Raw genomic sequence first — 21,433 nt, 5'->3', positions numbered from 1 at the left:
CGACGATAAGAGAAGGTGACCCCCGAGCCCTGGGAAGAAGAATCTCACGCAGCTCGGATAACATCACTTCGGCGGCCCAGTCAACGTGGCCGCGGCGATACGCGGTGTAGCCCCGGAATGCGGGATGAACGAATGGAGCCAGGTGCGGCGCCATCCGCAGGGACCCGACGTGGTCGTTGAATGGTCAACCGAGGATTGGCCCAATTGTGCCGATGGGTGATCCGCGGCCCGCGAGCCGAATTTCCGGAGATGTCGACAATCCACAAGGGTGAGTACCTCGATGAGCCCCGACCGAAATCAGATCTCAGAATTCCTTGATCTCGTCGAAGAGGAGGGATATTGCGTGTCCATGAGCGGTCAGGCCTCGCTCTCGCTGCGGTCTCGGCCGTCGGGTTCGGCCTGTCAGGGTCCTTGGGGAAGGCGCTGACGGACGCGGGCTGGTCGGCCAGCGGTGCGGTGTTCGTCCGGCTCGGCGGAGGAGCCGTCATCCTGCTCGGGATTCTGGCGTTCGTCCGCCCTGGTGTGGTGGCGGCGATCCGCGTCGACGGTGGGGCTCTCGCTGTCTACGGCCTGCTCGCCGCGGCCGGTGTGCAGGTGACCTTCTTCAACGCCCTGGTCTACGTGCCCGTGACGATCGCGCTGCTGCTGCAGTATCTCGGGTCAATTCTCGTGATCGCGTGGGTGTGGGTGGTCAGGGGGCAGCCACCGGGCCGCCGCACGGTGCTGGGCGCGGCGGTGGCGTTGACCGGCCTGGCGCTGGTTGTACAGGTCTGGAACGGCGGAGGGCTTCGCTGGGAAGGGATCGTGTGGGGCCTCGCCTCCGCCGTGTGCCAGGCGGCCTACTTCCTGGTGGCCGACCGTCCGGGGAGCCAGACCCCGCTGCTGGTGCTGGCCGGCGTCGGCATGACGATAGGCACGGTCGCGGTCGGCCTGCTCGGGATCGCCGGGGTGCTCCGGGTCGTGATCGACACGTCCGCCACGGGCGTGACGCTGGGCGGCGTCGACATCGGGTGGCCGGTTGCCGCGACGCTGCTCGTGGTCGTGTCCTCGGTGATCCCCTACCTCGCGGGGGCGGCCGCGATCGCTCGTATCGGTGCTACGCGCGGATCCCTCGTGGGGTTGCTGGAAGTGGTGACGTCCGCCGTGGCCTCATGGCTGTTGCTCGGCCAGGTACCAACCGCCCCAGAGGTCCTCGGTGGAGCGCTGATCCTCACAGGGGTGGCATTCAGCAACACCGCCCGGCCAGTGAGTGTGGCTGAGCCGGAGTCCGGCGCGCGCTGAGCGAGGCGCCTTACCTGTCAAAGCCCTTTGGCCGGGCCGATTACTGGTCACGAGCAATCATCACTACCTGTGGACGAATCGATGAGTGTGAACGCATCGCCGGCCCGGCCGCTCGTGAACCCGGCCCGCGAGTCCAGCCACGAAAACGATCATTGACCATGACAATCGGCCGTGTCCCTTCGGCCGCGAGCCGCGAGGAGCGTCGGCAATGGATGTTCACGAAGCGCTGTACACCACACGGATGATGCGGCGTCTGCACCGCGACCCGATCTCGCTGGAGACCCAGGCCCGGATCCTCGACGCCGCAATCCGCGCGCCCAGCGGCGCGAACACCCAGCGGTGGCACTTTCTCGCCGTCGACGATCCGGCCACGAAAGCTGGGCTCGCGACCATATATCGCCACTGCCGAGACCGGCTGTACGCCGACATCGAGGCCGGCCTGCTCGCCAAGCCGGTAAGCGACCCGGAAGCGCACGCCGAGACGATGCGCCGGGTCACGGCTTCCGGGGATTACTTCACCGACCACTTCGCCGAGATTCCCCTGCTGCTGTTCGTGTTCGCGATCGACGACCACGGCGGCGCGAACATCTACCCCGCCATCTGGAGCACGCTTCTCGCTGCCCGCGCGGAAGGGGTCGGCGGCACCATCACAACCATGCTGCGCTACGAGGAAGACCGCGTGATGCAGTTGCTCGAGGTGCCCACCGAGGCGGGCTGGCGCATGACCGCGATGCTCGCGCTCGGCTATCCCCGGGGGCGCTGGGGAGTGGCCGCGAACAGGCGCCCCGTGCACGAGGTCAGCAGCCGCAACCGCTGGGGACGGGACTTCGGTGTCACCGTCCCTGCCCCGCTCTGGCCCAACGGGTCGCCCGGGCCGGCGGCACAGCACGACACGAACGTCAGCAGGCCGGCCACGGGCTGAGATCTTCTGCGCGGCAACCGTACTGAGGTGATCTCATCTCTGGTCACCTCAGTACGCCGGAGTCGACAGCTCGGCCACGGCGAGGGGAGGCGGCAGGCCCCCGTAGGCGTGGGTGGCTCAGAGGATGATCGCCACGTCGTTGGCGGGGCGGAGAGCCGTGAGGTCGAGCTCCACGCGCTTGTGGCGGATCATCAACCGACGCCCGGCGACGACGAGGCGGTAGCGGTAGCGGCCGACGTAGTGCACGGCCTGCCGGTTGCGGAAGCGGAACACGGCGAACGCCGCGGTGACCAGGAGCTCGTCGCCCTCCACTGCGCGTAGCCGGATGTTGCTGACCAGGTGGCGGGTGTTGGAGTGGGGGTACTCGCGGTGGGCTTTGCGGCTCTTGAGCCGCTCCACCCGCGAGCGCAGCCGCAGCCCGTCGTCATCGATCAGCATCAGGTTGCTGTCCGGGTTGCCGTCGCGGTCGTCGGTGGCGGGGACGACGTAGCGCGCGTCCGGGGTGTAGAGGCCCGCCCACTCGTCGAGCGCCCAGTCGTCGAGCAGCTCCGCCTCCAGTACCAGCAGGTCCTCGACGTGGGCGCGGGTCGTCTCGGCGAGCGACGCCACCGCAGGTGCCTCGTCGGGCGAGATCACGAGCGGACTCATCGTGAACCCACCGGTGCCCCACGGCGCTCGACCTGGCTGCTCCATCGCCGCCAGAACGCCCTCATCTGTTCCTCGTCGGTCAGTCGCGCATCGCGGGCCATGCCCCGGGAGATGTCGTTCCACTCCACGCCACCGCTGGCGAAGCCCTGCTGGCAGGACTCGAGGGCCTCGATGTCGTCCGGCGTCGCGAACCCACCCGGACCCAGGAACGTCAGGAAGCTGTCCAGACGACGCCGGCGCAGGTCGGGGTGCTCGTTCAGCGGGGCCAGCTGCCATGCGGTGATCTCGGTGCGGTCCGCTGCCGTCGGCATGAACGTCCGAACGGTGACCGCCATGATGTCGTTGACGATCAAGTTCGGGTAGATGAGCAGGTTCCGGCTGGTGTCGGCCATCCGATGGGCGCGCTCGGCACCGTGCCGTGCAGTGAGGTCGGCCCTGATCCGCTCGATCACGACCTTCGCCTGCTCCCCGAAGATCGGTTCCCAGCGCGCCGTCGGGCGTCCCCACGGCGCCTCGCCCTCGACCACCGCATGACCGTTGCCCAGGTCGCGCCCCCGGCCGGAGCCGGTGAGCCGGGACTCGCTGCCGAGCTCGGCGAGGTACTTGAAGTAGGTGTCGTGCACAGGGACCGCGTGGTAGCCGTCGACGCTGTTCTCCACCAGCAGCTTCCAGTTGGCGTCCATGCCGTACTCGTGCGTGCCGGTGATGATCTCGACCCCGTCGACGGCCGCGTCGATGATCAGGTCGAGGTAGTCGGCGGCCTCACCGAGGTACGTGCGCAGATCGACGGCGTCAGGGTCGTAGCAGAGGAACAGGAATCCTCGGTAGCTCTCCAGCCGTGCGACGTGCGCCAGCCCGAGCTCGTCGAAGTCGAGGCCGCCGCCGTAGGCCTCCCGGTCCGGCACCCCGACCAGCTTCCCGTCCGTGTCGAAGGACCAGGCGTGGTAGAAGCACTGGAACACCTTCGAATTGCCCCGATCGCGCCGGCAGACCACCGCGCCTCGATGCGTGCAGGTGTTGTGGAAAGCGTGGATCTCCCCGGTTCTCGCCGAGCGCACCACGAACACCGGCCTTCCACCCACGGAGCGCCGCACGTAGTCGCCCGGTTCGCGGATCTCCGACTCGTGCCCCAGGTAGAGCCAACAACGACCGAACACCCGCTCGAGCTCGGCGGACAGGACGGCAGGCGAGGTCATCGTGGAACGGTGTACCCGGAAACGGCCCCGGTCGAGGTCCTCCTCGATCAGCACCTTCGACGCCGGTGACTCGAACCCTGCGGTGGGTTCACCGGGCAGCGTCATGGCAGGCCTCTTCGAGCGAGCAAGCGACACAGCCTTGTCCATTCACATACGGGGTGGCGGCGTACTCTCGGGGATGCCGCGACTCCTCGCGCTTGCTCATCACTATCTCCTGACCCACTTATCCTGCAAGGTTTCACAATAAGCGATAAAAACACGTCCGAGGCGTCCCTATTCAGCGCCTAGTGTAGGAGCCGACACAGAGGCCTGCAAGCTCAGCAGAACTCTTCGCGACGAAATCCAGGAATACGACGTCAATTGTCGGCGCAAAGGCGACTATCTCCGACACAAGTGATGCACGTCCCGTTCGGAGGAAACCACTCAATTCATCTCCGGCCACAGCAGTGTTCGAGACCCGCTACACGGAATCGCTGATGCCCTCGTCGACCTGACGGAAGATGGAGCGCTGGTACCGGCCCGGGGTCTGGCCGACGAGCGTGGCGAAGATGTCGATGAACGCGCTCGGGTTGGCCCAGCCGCAGGCCACCGCGGTGTCGATGACCGGAACGCCGTCGGCGAGGAGCAGGAGGGCGCGGTGGATGCGCAACTGCGTGCGCCACTGGGGAAAGCTCATGCCGGTCTCGGCCTGGAACAGGCGGCTGAGTGTCCGTTCGCTCGCGCCGACGCGGCGGCCGAGCTCGGCGAGCGTCGCCGGGCTGGACATGTCGTCCGCGACGAGGTGCGCCACGGCCCGCAGGCGGTCGTCGGCGGGTTCGGGCAGGTGAAGGGGTTGTTCTGGTGCGGCGACGATGTCGTCGATCACCACACGTCGTAACCGCGCCCGTGCGCCGGCCGGGCGCGAGACAGGGCCGGTGAGGCTCAGAACCGCTTGCCGCGCGAGGGGAGTCATCACCAGCACGGCCGGGTGGGCGGGCAGCAGCGCGACCAGGCTGGGAGCCATGAAGACGACGCGCATGTCCGTGGCGCCGTGGGCGCGGTGCTGGTGCGCGAAACCCGGCGGAATCCACACGCTGCGGTTCGGCGGCGCGATCCACGAGCCCGATTTCGTCACGAGCGACAGCACTCCGGTCGCCGGGTAGACGAGGTGTCCGCGCGCGTGCACGTGCAGCGGGGTGCGCTCGTCATGCCCGAGCTGGTGGACCTGTTCGGGCTGCGTCGATTCGTGGCGGGTTTTGGGCATCAGTCGTCAGATTAGCAGTTGTTGGCCACCGGGGTGGGCGAGTGAACTCGAGACGGAGCCGGCCGACGTCCGAGGTGGACAACGGAGTGATCGCGGTCACGGCCGTTCGTCCTACCTCGAAAGGAAGCCGTCATGTCGGACCTCGTCCACCCACCGCTCGAGCGACCGGTCACCGGAGACGGCGCGAGGAACCGGTCGTCCGGTCTCGCCACCGCGGTGCTCGCGACCGGGCTGCTCGTGATCGCGCTCAACCTTCGCATCGGCGTCGCCTCGGTCGGCCCGGTGCTCCCGGACATCCGCGCCGGCCTCGGGCTCTCACCGACCGTCGCCAGCCTGCTCACCACCATCCCCGTGTTCGCGTTCGGCGCTTTCGCGTTCCTCACCCCGGGACTCACCCGCCGGCTGGGGATGCACCGGCTGCTGGGCCTGACGATGTTCGCCCTCGCCGCCGGCATCGTGCTGCGCCTCGAACCGGGCCTCACGAGCCTGTTCGCGGGCACGGTCGTCGTCGGGGCCGCGATCGCGGTCGCGAACGTCGTGATGCCCGCGGCGATCAAGCACGATTTCACGCACCGCGCCGGGCTGATGATGGCCCTGTACTCCACGGCGTTGTTCCTCGGCGCCGCCCTCGCGTCCGGGCTCACCGTGCCGCTGCTCGCCGTGGGCGGGACCTGGCGGCCGACGCTGGCGCTGTGGGCGATCCCGGCCGCGCTCGCGTTCGCGGTCTGGCTCCCGCAGTTCGTGCGGGCGCCAGGCCGCACTCGGGTGTCGCACCAGGTCGCCGACGCGCCGCACGAAGCCGGCGAACCGCCGTTCCGCGCGATGCTCACGGACCCCGTCGCACTCGCGGTGACCGCGCTGATGGGCGTGCAGAGCATGAGCTACTACGCGACCCTGACGTGGGTCCCCGCGATCCTGGAGGACCACGGGATACCCGCGCCGGAGGCCGGGTGGCTGCTGTCCTATTCGGCGTTCCCCGGCATCGTGGCCTCGCTGATCGCGCCGATGCTGGCCAAGCGGATCCGCCCGACGTGGCTCCCGATCGCCGCCTCCGGCGTACTCACCGGCGCCGCCTACCTCGGCCTGGCCGTGAGCCCTGTTGCCGGGGCGTACGCGTGGATGACGCTGCTCGGCCTCGGGCAGGGCACGTCGCTCAGCCTGTCGCTGAGCTACATCGTGTGGCGTTCGCCGGACGCGCACCACACCGGCCACGTCTCGACCATGGCCCAGGGGTTCGGGTACCTGCTCGCGGGCCTCGGCCCGATCGGGCTCGGCGCCGTGTACGCCGCCACCGGTGGCTGGACCGTCCCGCTGGCCGCGCTCGGCGGGCTGCTCGTGGTGCAGGTGGCGACCGGGGTCGCCGCGAGCCGCGAGCGCCACGTCCTCGCCGGTCGGCGCCGGATCGAGGTCGGCTGAGCCGTGTGCCGGGCCACGGCCGGAGCGCTCGCCCGTCGTCCCCGCAGGCGCGGGCACGCTCCCACCGAGCTCCGTCCGCGCGCAGGACCGCGGCCCGGACGCCGTCAGTCCTCGCGAAGCCGGATCCCCGGGCGCCATCCGAGCTGCCGGGAGATTCCCAGTCCGCCGGCCACGACCGATGGGAGCGCCGCCTGGTGCTTCACCGAGCCTGAACGCACCACCACGGACAAGGCCGCCACAACGCGGCCGTTCCCGTCGACGATGCGTGTGGCGACCGAGTCGGCGTCCTCGGTCAGCTCGCCCCGGACCGTGGCCGTGCCGGTCCGTCGGCAAGCGGCGATCTGCGAACGGAGCAGGTCGGGGTCCACCACCGTCCGAGAGGTGTGTCGAGGGAGACGGCCGCCGAGCACGTTCTCGATCAGGTCGGCTCCACTGTGGCTGAGCAGCACCTTGCCCACGCCCGAGCAGTGCAACGGCAGCCGGCCGCCGACCTGCGAGACGAGTCCCACCGCCTTCGGTGCCGACAGCCTCTCGATGACCACAGCCTGCTGACCTTCGAGGACTGCCAGCTGAACGTGCTGGCGCAGTGCGGTGGAGAGATCCTCCATGAAGGGCCGTGCCAGCGTCCGCAGCGACTCGGTCAGCGGGGCCAGGGTCCCGAGTTGCCACAGGCGCAGTCCGACGCTGTACCGCCCGTCGCTCCTGCGCTCGAGCGCACCGGCGCCCACGAGTTCCAGGACCAGCCGACGCACGGTGGCGAGCGGGATCCCGGTCTCGTGGGCGAGCTCGGTCAGGCTGAGGTCGCTCTGCTCGGCCCGGAACGCGAAGAGGATCTCCAGGAGGCGTGAGCTCACGCTCCGACCGGGCTCACTGGTGCGGGGCATGGCGCGCCTCCCTCTCTCGCCGGCGATGTTCATTGAATGACAACAGCCGCTCGGTCGCTCGACGGTGCCGACACGATGGCGTCGGCCGCGCCCAGGAACCCGCGGCCGGAAGCGGAGTACGGACAGATGGTCGCTGCGGCAGCCGAGACACCGGAGATCGCGATCGTCGGCGGCGGGATCGGCGGGCTCGCAGCGGCCGCCTTCCTGCACCGTGCCGGACTCCCGAGCACCGTGTACGAACAGGCCTCGGAGCTGAGGGCGGTGGGCGCGGGCGTGGTGGTGGCCCCCAACGCCGCCCGCCTGCTGCGCCGCCTCGGCGTCCTGGACACCTTCCTGGAGCGGGCCGTGCAGCTCGAGGTCGGCTGGGAGTTCCGGCGGTGGCAGACCGGAACGGTCTTGTCTGCCGAGGACCTCGCGGCCGCCTGCGAGCGGCTCTACGGCGAGCACACCTACACCGCGCACCGTGCCGATCTGCTCGACGCGATCGGCTCGGCCGTGCCGGCCGGAACGGTCCGCCTGGGACGACGCTGCGTCGAACTCGACGCCACCGGCCCACGTCCGGTGCTGCGGTTCGCGGACGGCGAGGTGGTCGAGCCGGACGTCGTGATCGGCGCGGACGGCATCCACTCCATGGTGCGGAGCACGCTCGCCGAGCCCTCCCCCGCGACCTACTCGGGTCTCTGCGCGTTCCGCGCGCTGGTGCCGGCCGAGCGCGCGCCGTCCTTCGCCCGCCGGCCGGCCCAGACGCTGTGGATCGGCCCGGATCACCACCTGGTGCACTACCCGATCGCGGCCGGCAGGCTGGTGAACCTGGCGGCCTTCGCACCCGCCGGTGACTACGCGATCGAGTCGTGGACGGCCACCGCCACGGTCGAGGAGTTCCTCACCGAGTTCGCGGGGTGGGATCCGCGGCTGGTCGATCTGATCAGAGCGGCCGGAACACCCGGACGCTGGGCTCTCCTGGACCGCGCCCCGTTGCGACAGTGGAGCGTCGGGCGCACGACGCTCCTCGGGGACGCCGCGCATCCGATGTTCCCGTTCTTCGCGCAGGGCGCGGCGCAGGCGATCGAGGATGCCGCTGTCCTGGCCGCCTGTCTGGCCGAGGACCGAGCAGACCCGGCGCGCAGCCTGCGCCGCTACGAGGAGTTGCGCCGTCCTCGCACGAGCCGCCTGCAGGAGGTGAGCCACGCGCGCTCGTTCGTCAACCACCTCCCCGACGGGCCCGAGCAGGAGGTGCGCGACACGTCCTTCCGCGACGCCGACCCTCTGGTCGCGAACAGCTGGATCTACGAGTACGACCCCGACGCGGCGATGGCCGCCGCGGTGACGGGGGCAGGCGGGTGATGCGGTTCGCCTCGGGCCACGGACCAGCTCGTCGCCGAGGCGGTGGAGCTCGGGGCCCGCGGAGAGATGGTCATCTCCGCCGAGCCGGAGCGGGAGTCGGCGAGCGCTCGCGGCCCCGGACCCCGAGTGCGCTGTCCCCCTGCTTGGTTTGTCTTACACCACCGGGATGATGCCGCCATCGACGCGGAACTCGGCTCCCGTGAGCCATTTCGCGCGGCCGGACGCGAGGAACGCGATCATCTCTGCCACGTCCTCGGGATCGCCGGGCCGACCCATCGGCACCTTCAAGTGATCCACGAGCTGTTGCCGTACCTCCTCCATGCCGACGCCCTGCCGATCGGCCATCCGCTGAAGGTGCTCGACGGCGCCCTCGGTGACCACGAATCCGGGCAGGACACACACCACGCGTACTCCGTGCTCGCCCACCTCGGTGGCCAGCTCACGGCTGTAGACATTGAGCGCCGCCTTCGCCGCGGCATAGGACGCCTCGGTGCGCTGCGGGAACCGGCTCGCAATCGACGAGACGTGAACAACCACGCCGGAACCCCGCTCGACCATCCCCGGAACCAGGGCCCGGTCGAGCCGGACGGCACTGAGCAGGTTGATCTCCAGGTCCGCACGCCACAACTCGTCGGGCCGCTTCAGCGTCGGCACCGGGGCGCTCGCCGCACCCGCGTTGTTGACCAGGACATCCACCCCGCCCACGCTGTCGATGACCCGTCGGCCGAGCTCCTCCGCTCCGCGACTCGTCGCGAGGTCCGCCGGGATGAAGGTGGCCGGCAGATCCTCCGGAGGCGCGTTGCGTGCGGCGGTCAGCACCGTCGCGCCTGCAGCCGCGAATCGACGGGCAGTCGCCTCACCCAGGCCGCGGCTGCCACCGGTAATCAGCACACGAAGGCCGCTGAGCCCCTCTTCCGGGACCGTCATGGGAGCACTCCTCCACTAACATGAACCTGACTCCGGAAACTCTAACTAACATGAACCAGACTCACCTTATGGAGGCGCTGTTGCCGTCGTCACGTCCGCTGCGCGCTGACGCGCGGCGCAACCGCGAGGCGCTCCTGGCCGCGGCACGGGAGGCGTTCCTCGCCGGCGAGGCCGACGCTCACGTGGAAGAGATCGCCCAGCGAGCCGGAGTGGCGGTCGGGACGCTCTACCGCCACTTCGAGACACGCGAAGCACTCGTCCAGGAGGTCTACCGCCAGGAGGTCGACGAGCTGTGCGCCGCACCCACGGAACTCCTGCACCGGCATGCGCCGGACGAGGCGCTGCGACGCTTCCTGCTGTTGCTCGTGGAGCACGCAGCCGTGAGCAAGGGAATGGCCGTCGCGCTGGAGAGCATCATGGCGACGGATTCACCGATCTTCGATGACGCCCGCACGCAGATGGCGCAGGCTCTCGATCAGCTACTCGAAGCGAGTGCAGCAGCCGGCGCCATCCGTGGCGGCGTCAGCGGACGCACGCTGCTGCGCGCGCTGGGAGGCATCTGCGGAATGCACGCCACGGAGGGCTGGCAGGACGAAGCCGTCCGCATCACCGCGATCCTCTTCGACGGCCTGCGTTTCGGTGCACAGAAGGCAGGCTGAGCTACTCGGCGGTCCTCGCTTTGCGTCCGGGTCATACGTTCTTGCCCATGACGCAAAGTGATGGCGACCTGGACAGCCTCGTACGCAAACGCATCCGTGCCGTGCGCGTGGCACAGGGCTGGTCCCTGGAGGAACTGGCCTCCCGGGCCAACCTCAGCCAGTCCACGCTGTCGCGCATCGAGAACGGCCGGCGCCGCCTCGCACTGGATCAGCTGGTCACCCTCGCCCGCGCCCTGGACACGACCTTGGATCAGCTGGTGGAGACCGCCACCGACGATGTCGTCATCAGCCCGGTGATCGATGCCAGGCACGGGCTCATGCGCTGGCCGATCAAGGGTGTTCCGGGCATGAGCGTCGTGCGTCAGCGAATGACCGAGCCGCCGGACGATCCCGCACGGATGCGCGCGCACTCCGGCCGCGAGTGGCTCGTCGTCCTGTCCGGTACCGCGATCCTCGCGCTCGGCCACCGACGCTTCCGCGTCGAGACCAATCAGGCCGCCGAGTTCACCACCATGCTCCCGCACGCCATCGGCACCGAGAGCGGCCCCTGCGAGATCCTGGGCATCTTCGACCGTGACGCTCGCCGCGGCCATCAGCTCGACGGTCGCGACAAGGGCGCCGGTGAGTCGGACGGCCCCGCCACGTGACCTCCCGCCGCGGCGGACGCTTGCGCGGGCGGCACGTCAGACAGCCACCATCTTGCCGATACGGAAAGAGATCGTGCCGCACGCGCATCGTCGCCATAGCGTGCGCACATGACCCACACACACCCGCACACCGCCCGTCACGGCGCGCACCACGTCCTCCAGCACGCGGCCGAGTCCGGCGGCCAGGCGGAGATCCTCGACCTGGACGCGGAAGTCCTCGCCGAGCACATCGCCGCCATCACCGCATGGCTGCCCATCGAGTCAGCGCCACACGAGATCGTGGACCTGGGCTGCGGGACCGGCGCCGGCACCTTCGCCCTCGTCGACCGCTTCCCCGAGGCACGCGTCACCGCCGTCGACTCCTCGGCCGAGCACCTTCACCGCCTGCGAGAAAAGGCGTACGTCGAGGGGGTGCAGGAGCGCGTGCGCACCGTGCAGGCCGACCTCGACGCCGTCGACTGGCCCGACCTCGGCACGCCGGACCTGGTGTGGGCCTCTGCCTCGATGCACCACTTGGCCGACCCCCACCGCGCCCTGCGCACCGTCCACGACATCCTCACGCCCGGCGGCCTGTTCGCGGTGGTGGAGCTGGCAGGCTTCCCCCGCTTCCTGCCCGAGAACGCCCCGGAGGACCGGCCCGGCCTGGAAGAACGCTGCCACGCCACTGGCGAGCGCTACCACGCCGAACACGTGCCCCACCGCGGCGCCGACTGGGGACCCATGCTGACCGCCGCCGGATTCACCGTTGACGACGAACGCACGGTTACCGTCAACATCCCGGGCGACCGCAGCTCGGCCGTCGGCCGCTACGCACTCGGCGCCCTGCAGCGCCTGCGTCACCGTGCGGCTGACGCACTTTCGACCGACGACCTCGCCGCGCTCGACCGGCTGCTCGACACCGACAGCCCGCACAGCATCTTGCGCCGCGGCGACCTCGCAGTCCGCACCGAGCGCACCGTCTGGGCCGCACGCCGCAACGGCTGAACGTGCGTGCTGCTCGATCTCCCGGTCGTGCAGCCCCGATGATTCGGTACACGCGACACCCCGAGACGGCCAGGCCACCGCCCCACTTCGGGCGGTCGGGGCCAGCTGACCCCACACGCAGCCGAGTGCCGGCTTACGCGGGTGTCTGCAGGGACGCCTCCCCTGGCTGCGGTCCGGTCCTCTCCCGCTCCTTCTCACGCCGGATGATCAGCCCCAGCAGCGGCACCAGCGCGAGGCCGACCAGGGATGCGACCGAGATCGTGTAGTACGGCGCCAACAGGCTGCCGGTGGCGCTCTCGATAAGACCGTAGACAAATGGGCCGACGAACCCGCCGACGATCCCGATCATGTTGATGAAGGCGAGGCCGGCCGCCGCCATCAGACCCGACATGCGCGACATGGCGACAACCCAGAACAGCGGCAGGGTGCCCAGGGCGAAGAAGTTGGCGACATAGATCAGGGTCACGCTCAACCCCACGCTCGTGGAGAGGATGAAGGTCACCAGGATGAGCAGTCCGGCGCCGGCGCACACGCCGATGAGGGCGATCTCGCGGCCGATGCGCCGTTGTAGCCATGGGAAGAACAGCACCCCTGCCAGCCCGGCGATGCCACCGCCACCGGCCACGACTCCGATGAGGAAGGGGCTCTGGATGCCGAGCGACTGCACCAGGGCCGGGAAATTGAACCCGATGCCGGAGCTGATCGCCTGATTGATGAAGTAGATCGCGGCCAGGACGATCACGACCGGGCGACCGAACGCGAAGCGCAGGTTCCCGCGAAGGTGCGTCCGCGACGGTGCGTCATGTCCCACCGCCCGTGCCGTGAGCACGGCGGCCTCATCCTTCGTGAGCCAGCCGGCGTCCGCGGGCCGACCGGGCAGGAGGAACCAGACCAACACACCGACCAAGATCGTGATGATCCCCTCGACGAGGAACATCCACTGCCATCCGTGCAGGCCACCGAAGCCGTCCAGCTCCATCAGCGCCCCGCCCAGGGGCGAGCCGATGAAGATCGCGATGCAGGGCGCGGTATAGATCAGGCCCACCACCATGCCGCGGTGCTTCTGCGAGAACCACAGGGTGACCATGTACATCATGGCCGGGAACAGGCCCGCCTCGGCGGCGCCGAGCAGCACGCGCAGGATGTAGAACGACAGCTCGTTCTGCACGAACATCATCGCGGCGGAGACCGCACCCCACGTGACGGCGATGCGAGTGATCCACAACCGCGCCCCGATCCGGTACAGGACGAGGTTGCTCGGTACCTCGAGCAGGGCATAGCTCACGAAGAACAGGCCTGCGCCCAGCCCGTAGGCAGCCGCGCTGAGCCCGATGTCGGCCTCGAGGGCGGTCTTCGCGAGGGCGACGTTCGTCCGGTCGACGTAGGACATGAAGTACGCGATGGCGAGTACCGGCAGCAGCCGCGCCATCGCTTTCCTCGTCGCGAGTTCGTGCAGCAGGTCCGTCGCGCTCGTCATCTGGTGGCTCCGGCTTCGACGTCGATGTGGGATCCGGGGGCGCACTGCCAGTGCTGCCGGCGCGACCGTCACACGACATGGCCAACCACCAGCAATACTACTGAGTATCACGGTAAGATCGTGATCACGTAGTGTCAACCGTTGCGACAGAGGCATGCGGGGATGCACCCCAGGTGCGGGCAGCGAGGAGGAGCCGGTGGACACGAGCCCCGAGGTCGAAGCCAGCGCGCGGAGCAGGATCCTCGACGCAGCGGCGGAGGCGTTCATGCGCAGCGGGTTCGCCACCACCACGATCGATGACATCGCCCACGAGGTGGGGGCCACGAAGGGCCTTGTCTACTACCACTTCCGGTCGAAGTTCGACATCTTCCTCGCTGTGTACGGGGAGGGCATGCGACGCGTCCGGGATCGGGTCGAGCCGCACGCCGAGGGCTCCGGCGCCGGGCGGGACCGACTCGTCGCCATGTCGATCGCCCACCTGCTCAACCTGATGGAGGACCTCGCCTACCACCACGTCGTCCACCAGGCGGTGCGAGGAGAGGCCTTGACCGCGCTCAAGGCCCGTCAGCGCGACACGTTGCTGGCCCTGAACCGGCTCCGCAAGGACTACGAGCAGATGTTCAACCGCGTCGTGACCGAGGGGATCGACGACGGCTCGTTGCGCAGGGTGGACGCGACCCTCGCCACCAGGACCCTGCTGAGCAATCTCAATGCCGTCGACATGTGGTACCGCCGGATCGAGGGCCAGACCGACGACGAGCTGCACGACCTCGCCGGCCGGATCGTCGACCTGCTCATCGTCGGCCTCGCCGGCTGAACGTCGACCGCTGCATCAACGCGCGGAGGGTCAGCCACGGATGACCGCGCTCGACCGCGCACGGGGCCGTCGCTTGCGGCGAGCCGTGTCTCCAGATCGAACGCGATCATCTCGGCGTTCCCGTTTACGTCCCGAACCCGCGACCTCGAGCCAGCGGGGCCGGCCGTCCATGCTGCAGGAGACCATCTCCCGCGGCCCACGGGACCGGAGCGGCCGCGGCGGATCAGCCCCGGGAGGCCAGCCAGACCCGCTCGTACCAGACACCGGAGGTCATGTACCGGTACACGCCGTTGACCTCCTTGCGCGTGATGTTGGACGAATAGTTTCGGCTGTACCACGCGAGCGCGAGATCCTGCCCGGACAGGAGCTCCACTTGCTGGTAGGCCCGGGTACGGGTGGCCTCGTCGGTGGTCACGGCGGCTTCGTCGAGCAGCCGGTCGACCTCCGGGTTGGAATACTTGCCGTAATTGGCACTCCCGCCCGAGTGCAGCATGTTCGCGACCACCGGGTACGGGGTGTCGATCGAGCCGAGATAGGTCGTGAGCTGAAAGTCGCCACCCTGCATCACAGCCGAAGAGAACTGCGCGAGATCGTACTGCTGCACCTGCATGTTGATCCCGATCGCCGCCATCTGCGCCTGGATGAACTCGGCGAACGCCGTTCGGGTGTTAGTCGTCTTGAACGTGAAGTCCGGATCTCCACCGTCGGCCCGGTAAGCGTCGACGAGCTCGCGCGCCTTGGCCAGGTCGAATGTCGGCCACGCATCGGACGCCGCCTGCGTGTGGTACGGGCTGCTCGAGTCGAACAGGCTGTCAGCGGAGATCATCTGACCGCCGTACTGGCTGACCGACAGCGCCCGCAGGTCGATGGCCCGCACGATCGCCTCGCGCATACGCCGGTCGTCGAACGGGGCTGTCGAGTGGTTGAACTGGAGCCGTTCGCCACCGGAGCCTGGCCCGTAGTAGACCTTCAGGTCCGGGTTCTCCAGCGCTCGGCTCAGCTCCTGGTAGTACCCGCCGTAGATGTAGTCGACGTCGCCGTTGGTGATGGAGGCGAAACGGGTGTCGGTGTCCGGGAGTGGGCGGAACTCGATGCCGTCGAGGTAGGGCAGCCCCTCCTGCCAGTAGTCGTCGTTGCGCACGAACGTGATGTGCGAATCGCGCACCCATTCCTCCAGCTTGAACGGGCCGACACCGACCGGGTGCGCGCCGACATCGTCGCCGTACCGCTGGAGGGCCGCCGGTGACACGACCATTCCGAGGGTCCCGGCCGAGTAGCTCAGGGCGAAAACCGTCGGGAACTCGCCCATCGGCTCTGTCAGCGTGAACTCGACGGTGAGCGGGTCCACGACACGCATCGCGCGGATGCGCTCCGCGAAACGGTGCGCAGGCGATGCGGCCCGGTCGATGTGCCGCTGCACGTTCACCACGACGGCGTTCGCGTCCAGGTCCGTCCCGTCCTGGAACCGCACGCCTGGGCGCAGGCCCATCCGCCAGGTGAGGCCGTTATCCGGGCTCTGCATCGACTGCGCGACAAACGGCTCGGCGCGCCCCTCGGGGGTGAGCCGCATCAGCGAGTCGTAGACGACCGACGCCGCCTGGTTCGCGTTCTGCACCGCCGGGTCGAAGCTGACCGCGTCGCGGTCCATCCCGACCCGCAACGTGCCGCCCCGCACTGGCTGCCCTTCGCTCGCCCGATCGCCGCCGTACGGGTTGACGGCGGTGAGCGCGGGCCGGTCCGCCGGATCGTTTCCAGGGGCCGCCCCGCAGGCGCCGGTCAGTATGAGAGCGACGGCCATCAGCGCCGCCAGTATGCACACCCGTCGATTCCGCATCGTCGATACGCCCCCCATTTATTCCGTACCAGCAGATCGTTGTCCGGCCTTCCGCATGCTGCAGTGCTGATCGCGCGAGGTCCGGCGAACCGTCCCTCGCGCGTCAGGATCTCCAGCTCCGCACACACCGGCGGCCGGCTCACGCCCAGCAGTCACAAAGGCCAACCGCTACCGTGCCAGCCACGCGGTGGCCCACATCTGCGGACCAGTGGGGACGTCCAACACGACACCTTTGACGGATTTGTTGGTCAGTATTCCGGTTGAGGCGCGGCTGTACCATCCGATGGCCAAGTCCTGACCTGCGATGAGCTGAACCTGTTTGTAGTCCTCGATCCGTTTCTCCTGATCGGTCGTGCTGACGGCATCCAGGAGGAGGGAATCGACCTGGGGGTTCGAGTAATCTCCGTAGTTTCCGCTTCCGCCGGTGCGTAGCAGCTGCAGCAGGTTCGGGAAGGGATCGGGCCATCCGGAGACCCACGTCGTCATCTGGAAGTTCCCGCCCTGCACCACCGCCGAACTGAAGGTGGCGAGATCCTGCAGGTCCAACTTCACGTTGATGCCCACCGCAGCCCATTGCGCCTGAACGAACTCGGCGAACTGCGCTCGCGTCGGGTTGTTCGCCGAAGACAACGTGAAATTCGGGTCACCGCCGTCAGCCTTGTACTCGGCGATCAGCTGACGTGCGCGCTCGGGGTCGTACTTCGGGTACTGGTCAGCCGCCTCTTGGCTGAAGTACGAACTGTCCGGCGCAAACGGTGTCTGCGCAGGTTCCATGTAGCCCTGGTAGAGGGTTGCGCTCATGGCCTGCGGGTTCAGGGCGGCCAACACCGCCTCCCGCATCCGCCGATCGTCGAACGGCGCCTTCGTGAAATTGAAGTAGAGGTACTCGCCACCGTTGCCCGGATAGTAGTACGTGACCAGATCGGGATTTTTCGAAGCTCGCACCAATGACGTCTGGTACGAGCAGAAGAGCATGTCGATATCGCCGTTCTCCAGCGACGCGTACGCCGAGTCCGTGTCCGGAAGCGGACGGAACTCGATGCCGTCCAGGTAGGGCAGCCCCTTGTCCTTCTGCCAATAGTTCTCGAACTTCTTGACCACGATCCGCGAGTCGGGCTTCCATTCGACGAACTCGAACGGGCCTGCACCCACTGGATGACGCGCGTAGTCGTCGCCCCACTTCTGGATCGCCGTCGGCGAGGCCATCAGGCCGAGTGACCCGTCGTTCGACCGCAGCGCGAACGCGTTGGCGAACGAGCCGAACGCCTCCTGCAGGACGAACTCGACGGTGAGGTCGTCCACCGCGGTCATGGAGGCGATCTGCTTGGCGTATACGTTGCCCGGCGACCGGACCGTGTCCTGCTGTCGCTTGAGGTTGAAGAGGACGGCATCGGCATCGAGCGGTGTTCCATCCTGGAACTGCACGCCCGGGCGGAGCTTCAAGATCCAGGTCTTGCCCCCGTCCGCGGTCGTCATGGACTCCGCGAGGTACGGCACCAGCTCCCGTTTCTCGTTCACCCGCATCAGGGGGTCGTAGATCGCATAGATGGCCTGTTGCGAACCCGGTACGACGGGATCGAGCGCCACCGGCTCCCGGTCCATCCCGTATCGGAGGATCCCTCCGGGGGTGGGCGTGCCCTCTGCGGAGGGGTCGCCGCCGAAGGGTTGCGACGAGTCGAGCGTGGTTCTGCTCGCTCCCCCCGGCGCCGAACCCGCGGGACCGCCACATGCCACGATCAGGATTCCCACACAGGCGATGAGTGCCCAGGTCAACGAGCGCGTACGAGTACGATTACGAATTCCGCACACAGCGTGCTCCTCGCGTTATCGCGGACTGCGTCGGCCGCGGCCGAGGGGTCGATACGGCAGCATCGCGCTGCCGGAAGAAGTGTCAGCGTACTGACCAGGCGCCGATTTTCGGAGTGCAATCAGATTTGTTCATTGGTGGCGAGCATCGCCTCCCGAACCGTCGGGTCGTCGTCGGTACCGAGAATTCGCCAGTCCTCCCCGGGTTCGAGGATCTTCTCCGCCGAGCGGAAGGACGTGAAGTCGTGCCCCTCGACGCCGGCGAGGGCGGGCGGGGTCGTGCCGTCGGCGGCAAGGGCCTTGGCCGCGTCGAGCAGGATCCGCCGCATGCGGATCACCGCACGGTCCGTGGTTCCCAGGTGCTCCTGCGTGCGGTCGTAGATCGGTCCCATCGACTCGGTAGCCATGAGGTCCTGGCCGTTGAAGTCCGGGATCCCCGTGAAGGTCTCGTTACGCTGGACGTCCCGATCCATCTCGTACTCGTTCTCGGCCGTCCAGCGCCGGTTCCGGATGCCGCCGAACGTGCGTTTGACGTATGGGTAGTTGGTGACGTCGAAGAGTTCGTGCCCGCCGCCGTAGCCGTTCGGGTTCCGCGGCGGCTGGGCAACCGCGTTGATACGCCAGGTGTTCTCGTCGTCGATCGGCACGAACATGGACAAGCGGGACCTGAACGGAATGCTCGCGACGGCCGTCATGTACGGGACGCAGAACCCGGTGATCCGCACGTGGGTGTGGCCATTGGGGGTGGTCCGTATGCCGGCGTACCGGTAGCCGTACCAGGTGTCGTGCACCTCGAGGCGCGGTGCGCGGTCGTGGCGCCAGATCTTCCACGACATGTCCACCGACAGGTATCCCGGCTTGTCACTGCCGTCGTCAGGGATGTCGTCGATCGCGTTGAACTGATGCAGCCAGGAGATGTGCGCACTGTCGAGGTTGCCCTCCATCGCCTGCACCCAATTGCACGGCGAGAAGGTCTTCCCGGCCGACACGTACTCCGGGGGAAGCGTGTCGGTCCCGAAATCCCGGAACGGCGTGAGGGTCTCCGGCGCACCCATGTACGTCCAGATCAGCCCCCCGGATTCGTGGACCGGGTAAGCCTTGGCCTTGACCCGATCCTTGAAGGTGCTGGTCGTCGGCTCGGACGGCATGTCGATGCAGTTGCCGTCTACGTCGAACTGCCAACCGTGGTACGGACACCTCAGGCCGCAGACACCGCGGCCGGGGGCCGAGGGAGCATTCGCCGTTCCCTCGTTCCGGCCGAAATAGAGTGATGCCCCACGGTGCGGGCAGTTCTCCTGGATGAGCCCGACCCGCCCGTTCAGATCACGAAACGCGACGAGATCCTCTCCGAGCAGCCGCACCCGGACCGGGTCTCCACCCGGCGTCGACAGCTCGTTAGCCAGCAACGCCGGGGTCCAGTAGCGCCGCAGGAGATTTCCCATGATCGTCCCTGGCCCGACGCGGGTCAGGACTTCGTTGTCCTCGGCCGACAGCATTGTTGAGACCTCTCTCTCGAACCAGTTTCGGCGTGCCGCCGGCAGCTCGGGATGCCGAGCGCCGCAGCGGATACCCGGATGTTCGGAACGCGTGCGGCGCCGACGCCTACACGCGCAACGGTGCCCGCGGTGCGGGGACCGGCCTGCCTTGCTCGTACAGGTCGGTCACGATCTCGACACGCAGCCGTTCGAGGCGGGTCAGCGCCTCGAACGGCGTGCGCCCCTCGGCGACGCATCCGGGCAGCTCGTCGTAGCCGACCCGGCACATCCACTCGCCGTCCTCGCGCTGGACCGCCCGGACGTCGAGCACGTACGGGATCGCGAGCAGTTCCTCCAGGCTCGCGGTCGTGGTGCTCACGCCCCGCCCGCCAGGCTGGGGTCGAGGTCGGGGTGCGCGACGCCGGCCTTGCGCAGCTCGGCAGTGGCTTCCATCCAGTCCGCGTCCGCCGGAAGCACGATCCCGCCGGAACGCTGCTGGTAAGCCTGCGGCGCGTCGACCGCCGGCGGGACGGTGCCGTCGGCGGCCAGCGCGCGGGCGGCGGCCAGCAGCCGGCGACGGACCCGGATGACCATGACGTCCGAGCTACCCAGGTGCTCGCGCGTTCGATCGAAGATCGGTCCCATGCTCTCGGTGATGGCCTGATCCTCGATGTTCACCCCCGCCAGGCCGGTGTAGCTCCGCCCACTGCGCTGCAGTGCGCGATCGATGAGGTGGTCGTTCTCGACGCGCGCGGTGATCCGGAACCGCCCGAACCAGTCACTGGTGTTGGGCAGGAACTCCGTCGCCGTCGCCTCACGTTCGGTGATGCCCACCTTCTGCGAGGCCGGAGCCGTGTACCGGCGTGCGCCCGGCGCGGAATGGAACGCCATGGTGTGCGTGTCGTCCATCGGAACCCACGCCCGCAACTGCGACTTCGTACCGAGCACCCCAGTCGGAACCATGGTGTAGAAGGGGAACAGAAAATGCGCGAAGCGCCAGTACAAGCTATCTTCGGAACCGGCCGGACGGTATGCGCCATACGTCGCACCGAACTCGGTGTCCAGCACTTTGTAGCGTGGAGCGCGGTCTTCGATCGTGTAGCGCAGGAACGACCCCTCCGGAGCGTCCTCGGGATCCGCGTGACCGACGTGCAGGAAACCGAAATGGCTCGTGTCGATGTCACCCTCCAGCGCCTGCAGCCAGTTGCACTCGCGCTGGAACGCCCAGGCCACGCTCGCGCCCTCGGGGTTGTCGAACCACTCGAAGGACGGCATCGTCGGCGGGGTGTGGCGCGGGCCGATGTAAGCCCAGACCAGGCCGCCGGCCTCCGTCACGGGGTAGGTCGGGAGCCGCACCTTGTCCTTGAAGTTGCTGCCCACCGGCTCGTTCGGCATGTCGACGCATGCGCCGGTCCCATCGAACTTCCACCCGTGGTAAACGCAGCGAATCCCCTCGTTCTCGTTGCGGCCGTACCACATCGAGGCACCACGGTGGGGGCATACCTCGTCCATCAGGACGGGCGTGCCGGAAGTCGTCCTGATGGCCAGGAATCGCTCGCCCAGCAGCATGATCCGGACCGGGTCACAGTCCGGCTCCAGCTCGCTTCCGAGGGCGAACGGCAGCCAGTACTCGCGCATCAGATCACCCATCGGGGTGCCCTTGGACACTCGGCAGATGGTCTCGTTGTCGGCATGACTCAGCATCGCGTCCTCCGCGGGTAGACCGGTTCATCGACCGTCATTGCCGCCAAAGCACGTGAAGCCACGCTTGGTCAGCGCGCTTCGTCGCGCGAGTTCGAGCCGAACGCCCGCCGGCGCTCCGTGGTGGGAAATTGGGCGGCAGTGTCTTCAATCTTGAAGCGGAGATCCAGCC

At 68.3% G+C, this 21,433-nt stretch carries 19 protein-coding genes; 8 read left to right on the top strand and 11 right to left on the bottom strand.

Going from position 1 to position 21,433, the window contains the following annotated elements; genetic code table 11:
• Positions 1–339 precede the first annotated feature (339 nt).
• Both ACQPZQ_RS17155 and ACQPZQ_RS17150 read left to right on the top strand, forming a co-directional pair.
• Entirely contained in the window at positions 340–1,281 is a 942-nt protein-coding gene (locus tag ACQPZQ_RS17155; RefSeq protein WP_433296873.1) for an EamA family transporter, read from the top strand.
• Between the two features lie 208 nt (positions 1,282–1,489).
• Positions 1,490–2,203, top strand: coding sequence for a nitroreductase family protein (locus tag ACQPZQ_RS17150; RefSeq protein WP_433296871.1), 714 nt, complete (start codon positions 1,490–1,492; stop codon positions 2,201–2,203).
• A 117-nt stretch (positions 2,204–2,320) separates the two neighbouring features.
• Here ACQPZQ_RS17150 and ACQPZQ_RS17145 read toward each other — a convergent pair whose 3' ends face one another.
• The 3 genes from ACQPZQ_RS17145 to ACQPZQ_RS17135 form a co-directional block, all read right to left on the bottom strand.
• Positions 2,321–2,851: an aromatic-ring-hydroxylating dioxygenase subunit beta gene (locus ACQPZQ_RS17145; protein ID WP_433296869.1), complete on the bottom strand. Its 531-nt coding sequence runs from the start codon at positions 2,849–2,851 to the stop codon at positions 2,321–2,323.
• On the bottom strand, positions 2,848–4,152 hold the full coding sequence (locus ACQPZQ_RS17140; RefSeq protein ID WP_433296866.1) for an aromatic ring-hydroxylating oxygenase subunit alpha: 1,305 nt from the start codon (positions 4,150–4,152) through the stop codon (positions 2,848–2,850). The genes ACQPZQ_RS17145 and ACQPZQ_RS17140 overlap by 4 nt, the downstream gene beginning before the upstream one ends.
• Positions 4,153–4,507: 355 nt before the next feature.
• The gene (locus ACQPZQ_RS17135; protein WP_433296864.1) at positions 4,508–5,290 is read right to left on the bottom strand and encodes an AraC family transcriptional regulator; all 783 of its coding nucleotides are present in this window, start codon (positions 5,288–5,290) and stop codon (positions 4,508–4,510) included.
• A gap of 132 nt (positions 5,291–5,422) precedes the next feature.
• On the opposite strand from ACQPZQ_RS17135, the gene ACQPZQ_RS17130 reads away from it, so the two are divergent.
• Positions 5,423–6,706, top strand: a complete 1,284-nt coding sequence (locus ACQPZQ_RS17130; RefSeq protein WP_433296862.1) for a CynX/NimT family MFS transporter — start codon at positions 5,423–5,425, stop codon at positions 6,704–6,706.
• A 104-nt stretch (positions 6,707–6,810) separates the two neighbouring features.
• On the opposite strand, the gene ACQPZQ_RS17125 is transcribed toward ACQPZQ_RS17130, so the two are convergent.
• Positions 6,811–7,590 carry an IclR family transcriptional regulator gene (locus tag ACQPZQ_RS17125; RefSeq protein ID WP_433296860.1) on the bottom strand — a complete coding sequence of 260 codons (780 nt, stop codon included), beginning with the start codon at positions 7,588–7,590 and terminating at the stop codon, positions 6,811–6,813.
• A gap of 36 nt (positions 7,591–7,626) precedes the next feature.
• Between ACQPZQ_RS17125 and ACQPZQ_RS17120 the strand changes: the two genes are divergently transcribed.
• Positions 7,627–8,934 (top strand): FAD-dependent monooxygenase, encoded by a 1,308-nt coding sequence (locus ACQPZQ_RS17120; RefSeq protein ID WP_433296858.1) that lies wholly within the window; start codon positions 7,627–7,629, stop codon positions 8,932–8,934.
• Positions 8,935–9,087: 153 nt separating this feature from the next.
• Here the strand turns inward: ACQPZQ_RS17120 and ACQPZQ_RS17115 are convergent, their stop codons facing one another.
• Entirely contained in the window at positions 9,088–9,861 is a 774-nt protein-coding gene (locus tag ACQPZQ_RS17115; protein ID WP_433296856.1) for an oxidoreductase, read from the bottom strand.
• 68 nt (positions 9,862–9,929) lie between these two features.
• Between ACQPZQ_RS17115 and ACQPZQ_RS17110 the strand changes: the two genes are divergently transcribed.
• The 3 genes from ACQPZQ_RS17110 (at position 9,930) to ACQPZQ_RS17100 (ending at position 12,151) form a co-directional block, all read left to right on the top strand.
• A complete protein-coding gene (locus tag ACQPZQ_RS17110) occupies positions 9,930–10,520 on the top strand; it encodes a TetR/AcrR family transcriptional regulator (RefSeq protein ID WP_433296854.1) in 591 nt (196 codons plus the stop codon).
• 47 nt (positions 10,521–10,567) lie between these two features.
• On the top strand, positions 10,568–11,167 hold the full coding sequence (locus ACQPZQ_RS17105) for a helix-turn-helix domain-containing protein (RefSeq protein ID WP_433296852.1): 600 nt from the start codon (positions 10,568–10,570) through the stop codon (positions 11,165–11,167).
• Between the two features lie 108 nt (positions 11,168–11,275).
• The gene (locus tag ACQPZQ_RS17100; protein ID WP_433296850.1) at positions 11,276–12,151 is read left to right on the top strand and encodes a class I SAM-dependent methyltransferase; all 876 of its coding nucleotides are present in this window, start codon (positions 11,276–11,278) and stop codon (positions 12,149–12,151) included.
• Positions 12,152–12,284: 133 nt separating this feature from the next.
• On the opposite strand, the gene ACQPZQ_RS17095 is transcribed toward ACQPZQ_RS17100, so the two are convergent.
• Positions 12,285–13,628, bottom strand: a complete 1,344-nt coding sequence (locus ACQPZQ_RS17095; protein ID WP_433296848.1) for an MFS transporter — start codon at positions 13,626–13,628, stop codon at positions 12,285–12,287.
• Between the two features lie 196 nt (positions 13,629–13,824).
• Between ACQPZQ_RS17095 and ACQPZQ_RS17090 the strand changes: the two genes are divergently transcribed.
• Positions 13,825–14,445 (top strand): TetR family transcriptional regulator, encoded by a 621-nt coding sequence (locus ACQPZQ_RS17090; protein WP_433296846.1) that lies wholly within the window; start codon positions 13,825–13,827, stop codon positions 14,443–14,445.
• A 223-nt stretch (positions 14,446–14,668) separates the two neighbouring features.
• Here ACQPZQ_RS17090 and ACQPZQ_RS17085 read toward each other — a convergent pair whose 3' ends face one another.
• From ACQPZQ_RS17085 to ACQPZQ_RS17065, 5 genes are all read right to left on the bottom strand, one after another.
• Complete coding sequence (locus ACQPZQ_RS17085; RefSeq protein WP_433296844.1) at positions 14,669–16,243, bottom strand: ABC transporter substrate-binding protein; 1,575 nt, start codon at positions 16,241–16,243, stop codon at positions 14,669–14,671.
• A gap of 204 nt (positions 16,244–16,447) precedes the next feature.
• Positions 16,448–17,881 (bottom strand): ABC transporter substrate-binding protein, encoded by a 1,434-nt coding sequence (locus ACQPZQ_RS17080; protein ID WP_433296842.1) that lies wholly within the window; start codon positions 17,879–17,881, stop codon positions 16,448–16,450.
• A gap of 326 nt (positions 17,882–18,207) precedes the next feature.
• Positions 18,208–19,581 carry a Rieske 2Fe-2S domain-containing protein gene (locus ACQPZQ_RS17075; RefSeq protein WP_433296840.1) on the bottom strand — a complete coding sequence of 458 codons (1,374 nt, stop codon included), beginning with the start codon at positions 19,579–19,581 and terminating at the stop codon, positions 18,208–18,210.
• A 106-nt stretch (positions 19,582–19,687) separates the two neighbouring features.
• Complete coding sequence (locus tag ACQPZQ_RS17070) at positions 19,688–19,939, bottom strand: type II toxin-antitoxin system HicB family antitoxin (RefSeq protein ID WP_433296838.1); 252 nt, start codon at positions 19,937–19,939, stop codon at positions 19,688–19,690.
• Positions 19,936–21,264 (bottom strand): Rieske 2Fe-2S domain-containing protein, encoded by a 1,329-nt coding sequence (locus tag ACQPZQ_RS17065; RefSeq protein ID WP_433296836.1) that lies wholly within the window; start codon positions 21,262–21,264, stop codon positions 19,936–19,938. The genes ACQPZQ_RS17070 and ACQPZQ_RS17065 overlap by 4 nt, the downstream gene beginning before the upstream one ends.
• Positions 21,265–21,433 lie beyond the last annotated feature (169 nt).

It is taken from the genome of Pseudonocardia sp. CA-142604, from assembly GCF_050948475.1.
Lineage (GTDB): Bacteria > Actinomycetota > Actinomycetes > Mycobacteriales > Pseudonocardiaceae > Pseudonocardia > Pseudonocardia alaniniphila.
The sequence above is the reverse complement of the archived record's forward strand: the minus strand, read 5'-3'. Positions and strand labels throughout refer to the sequence as shown.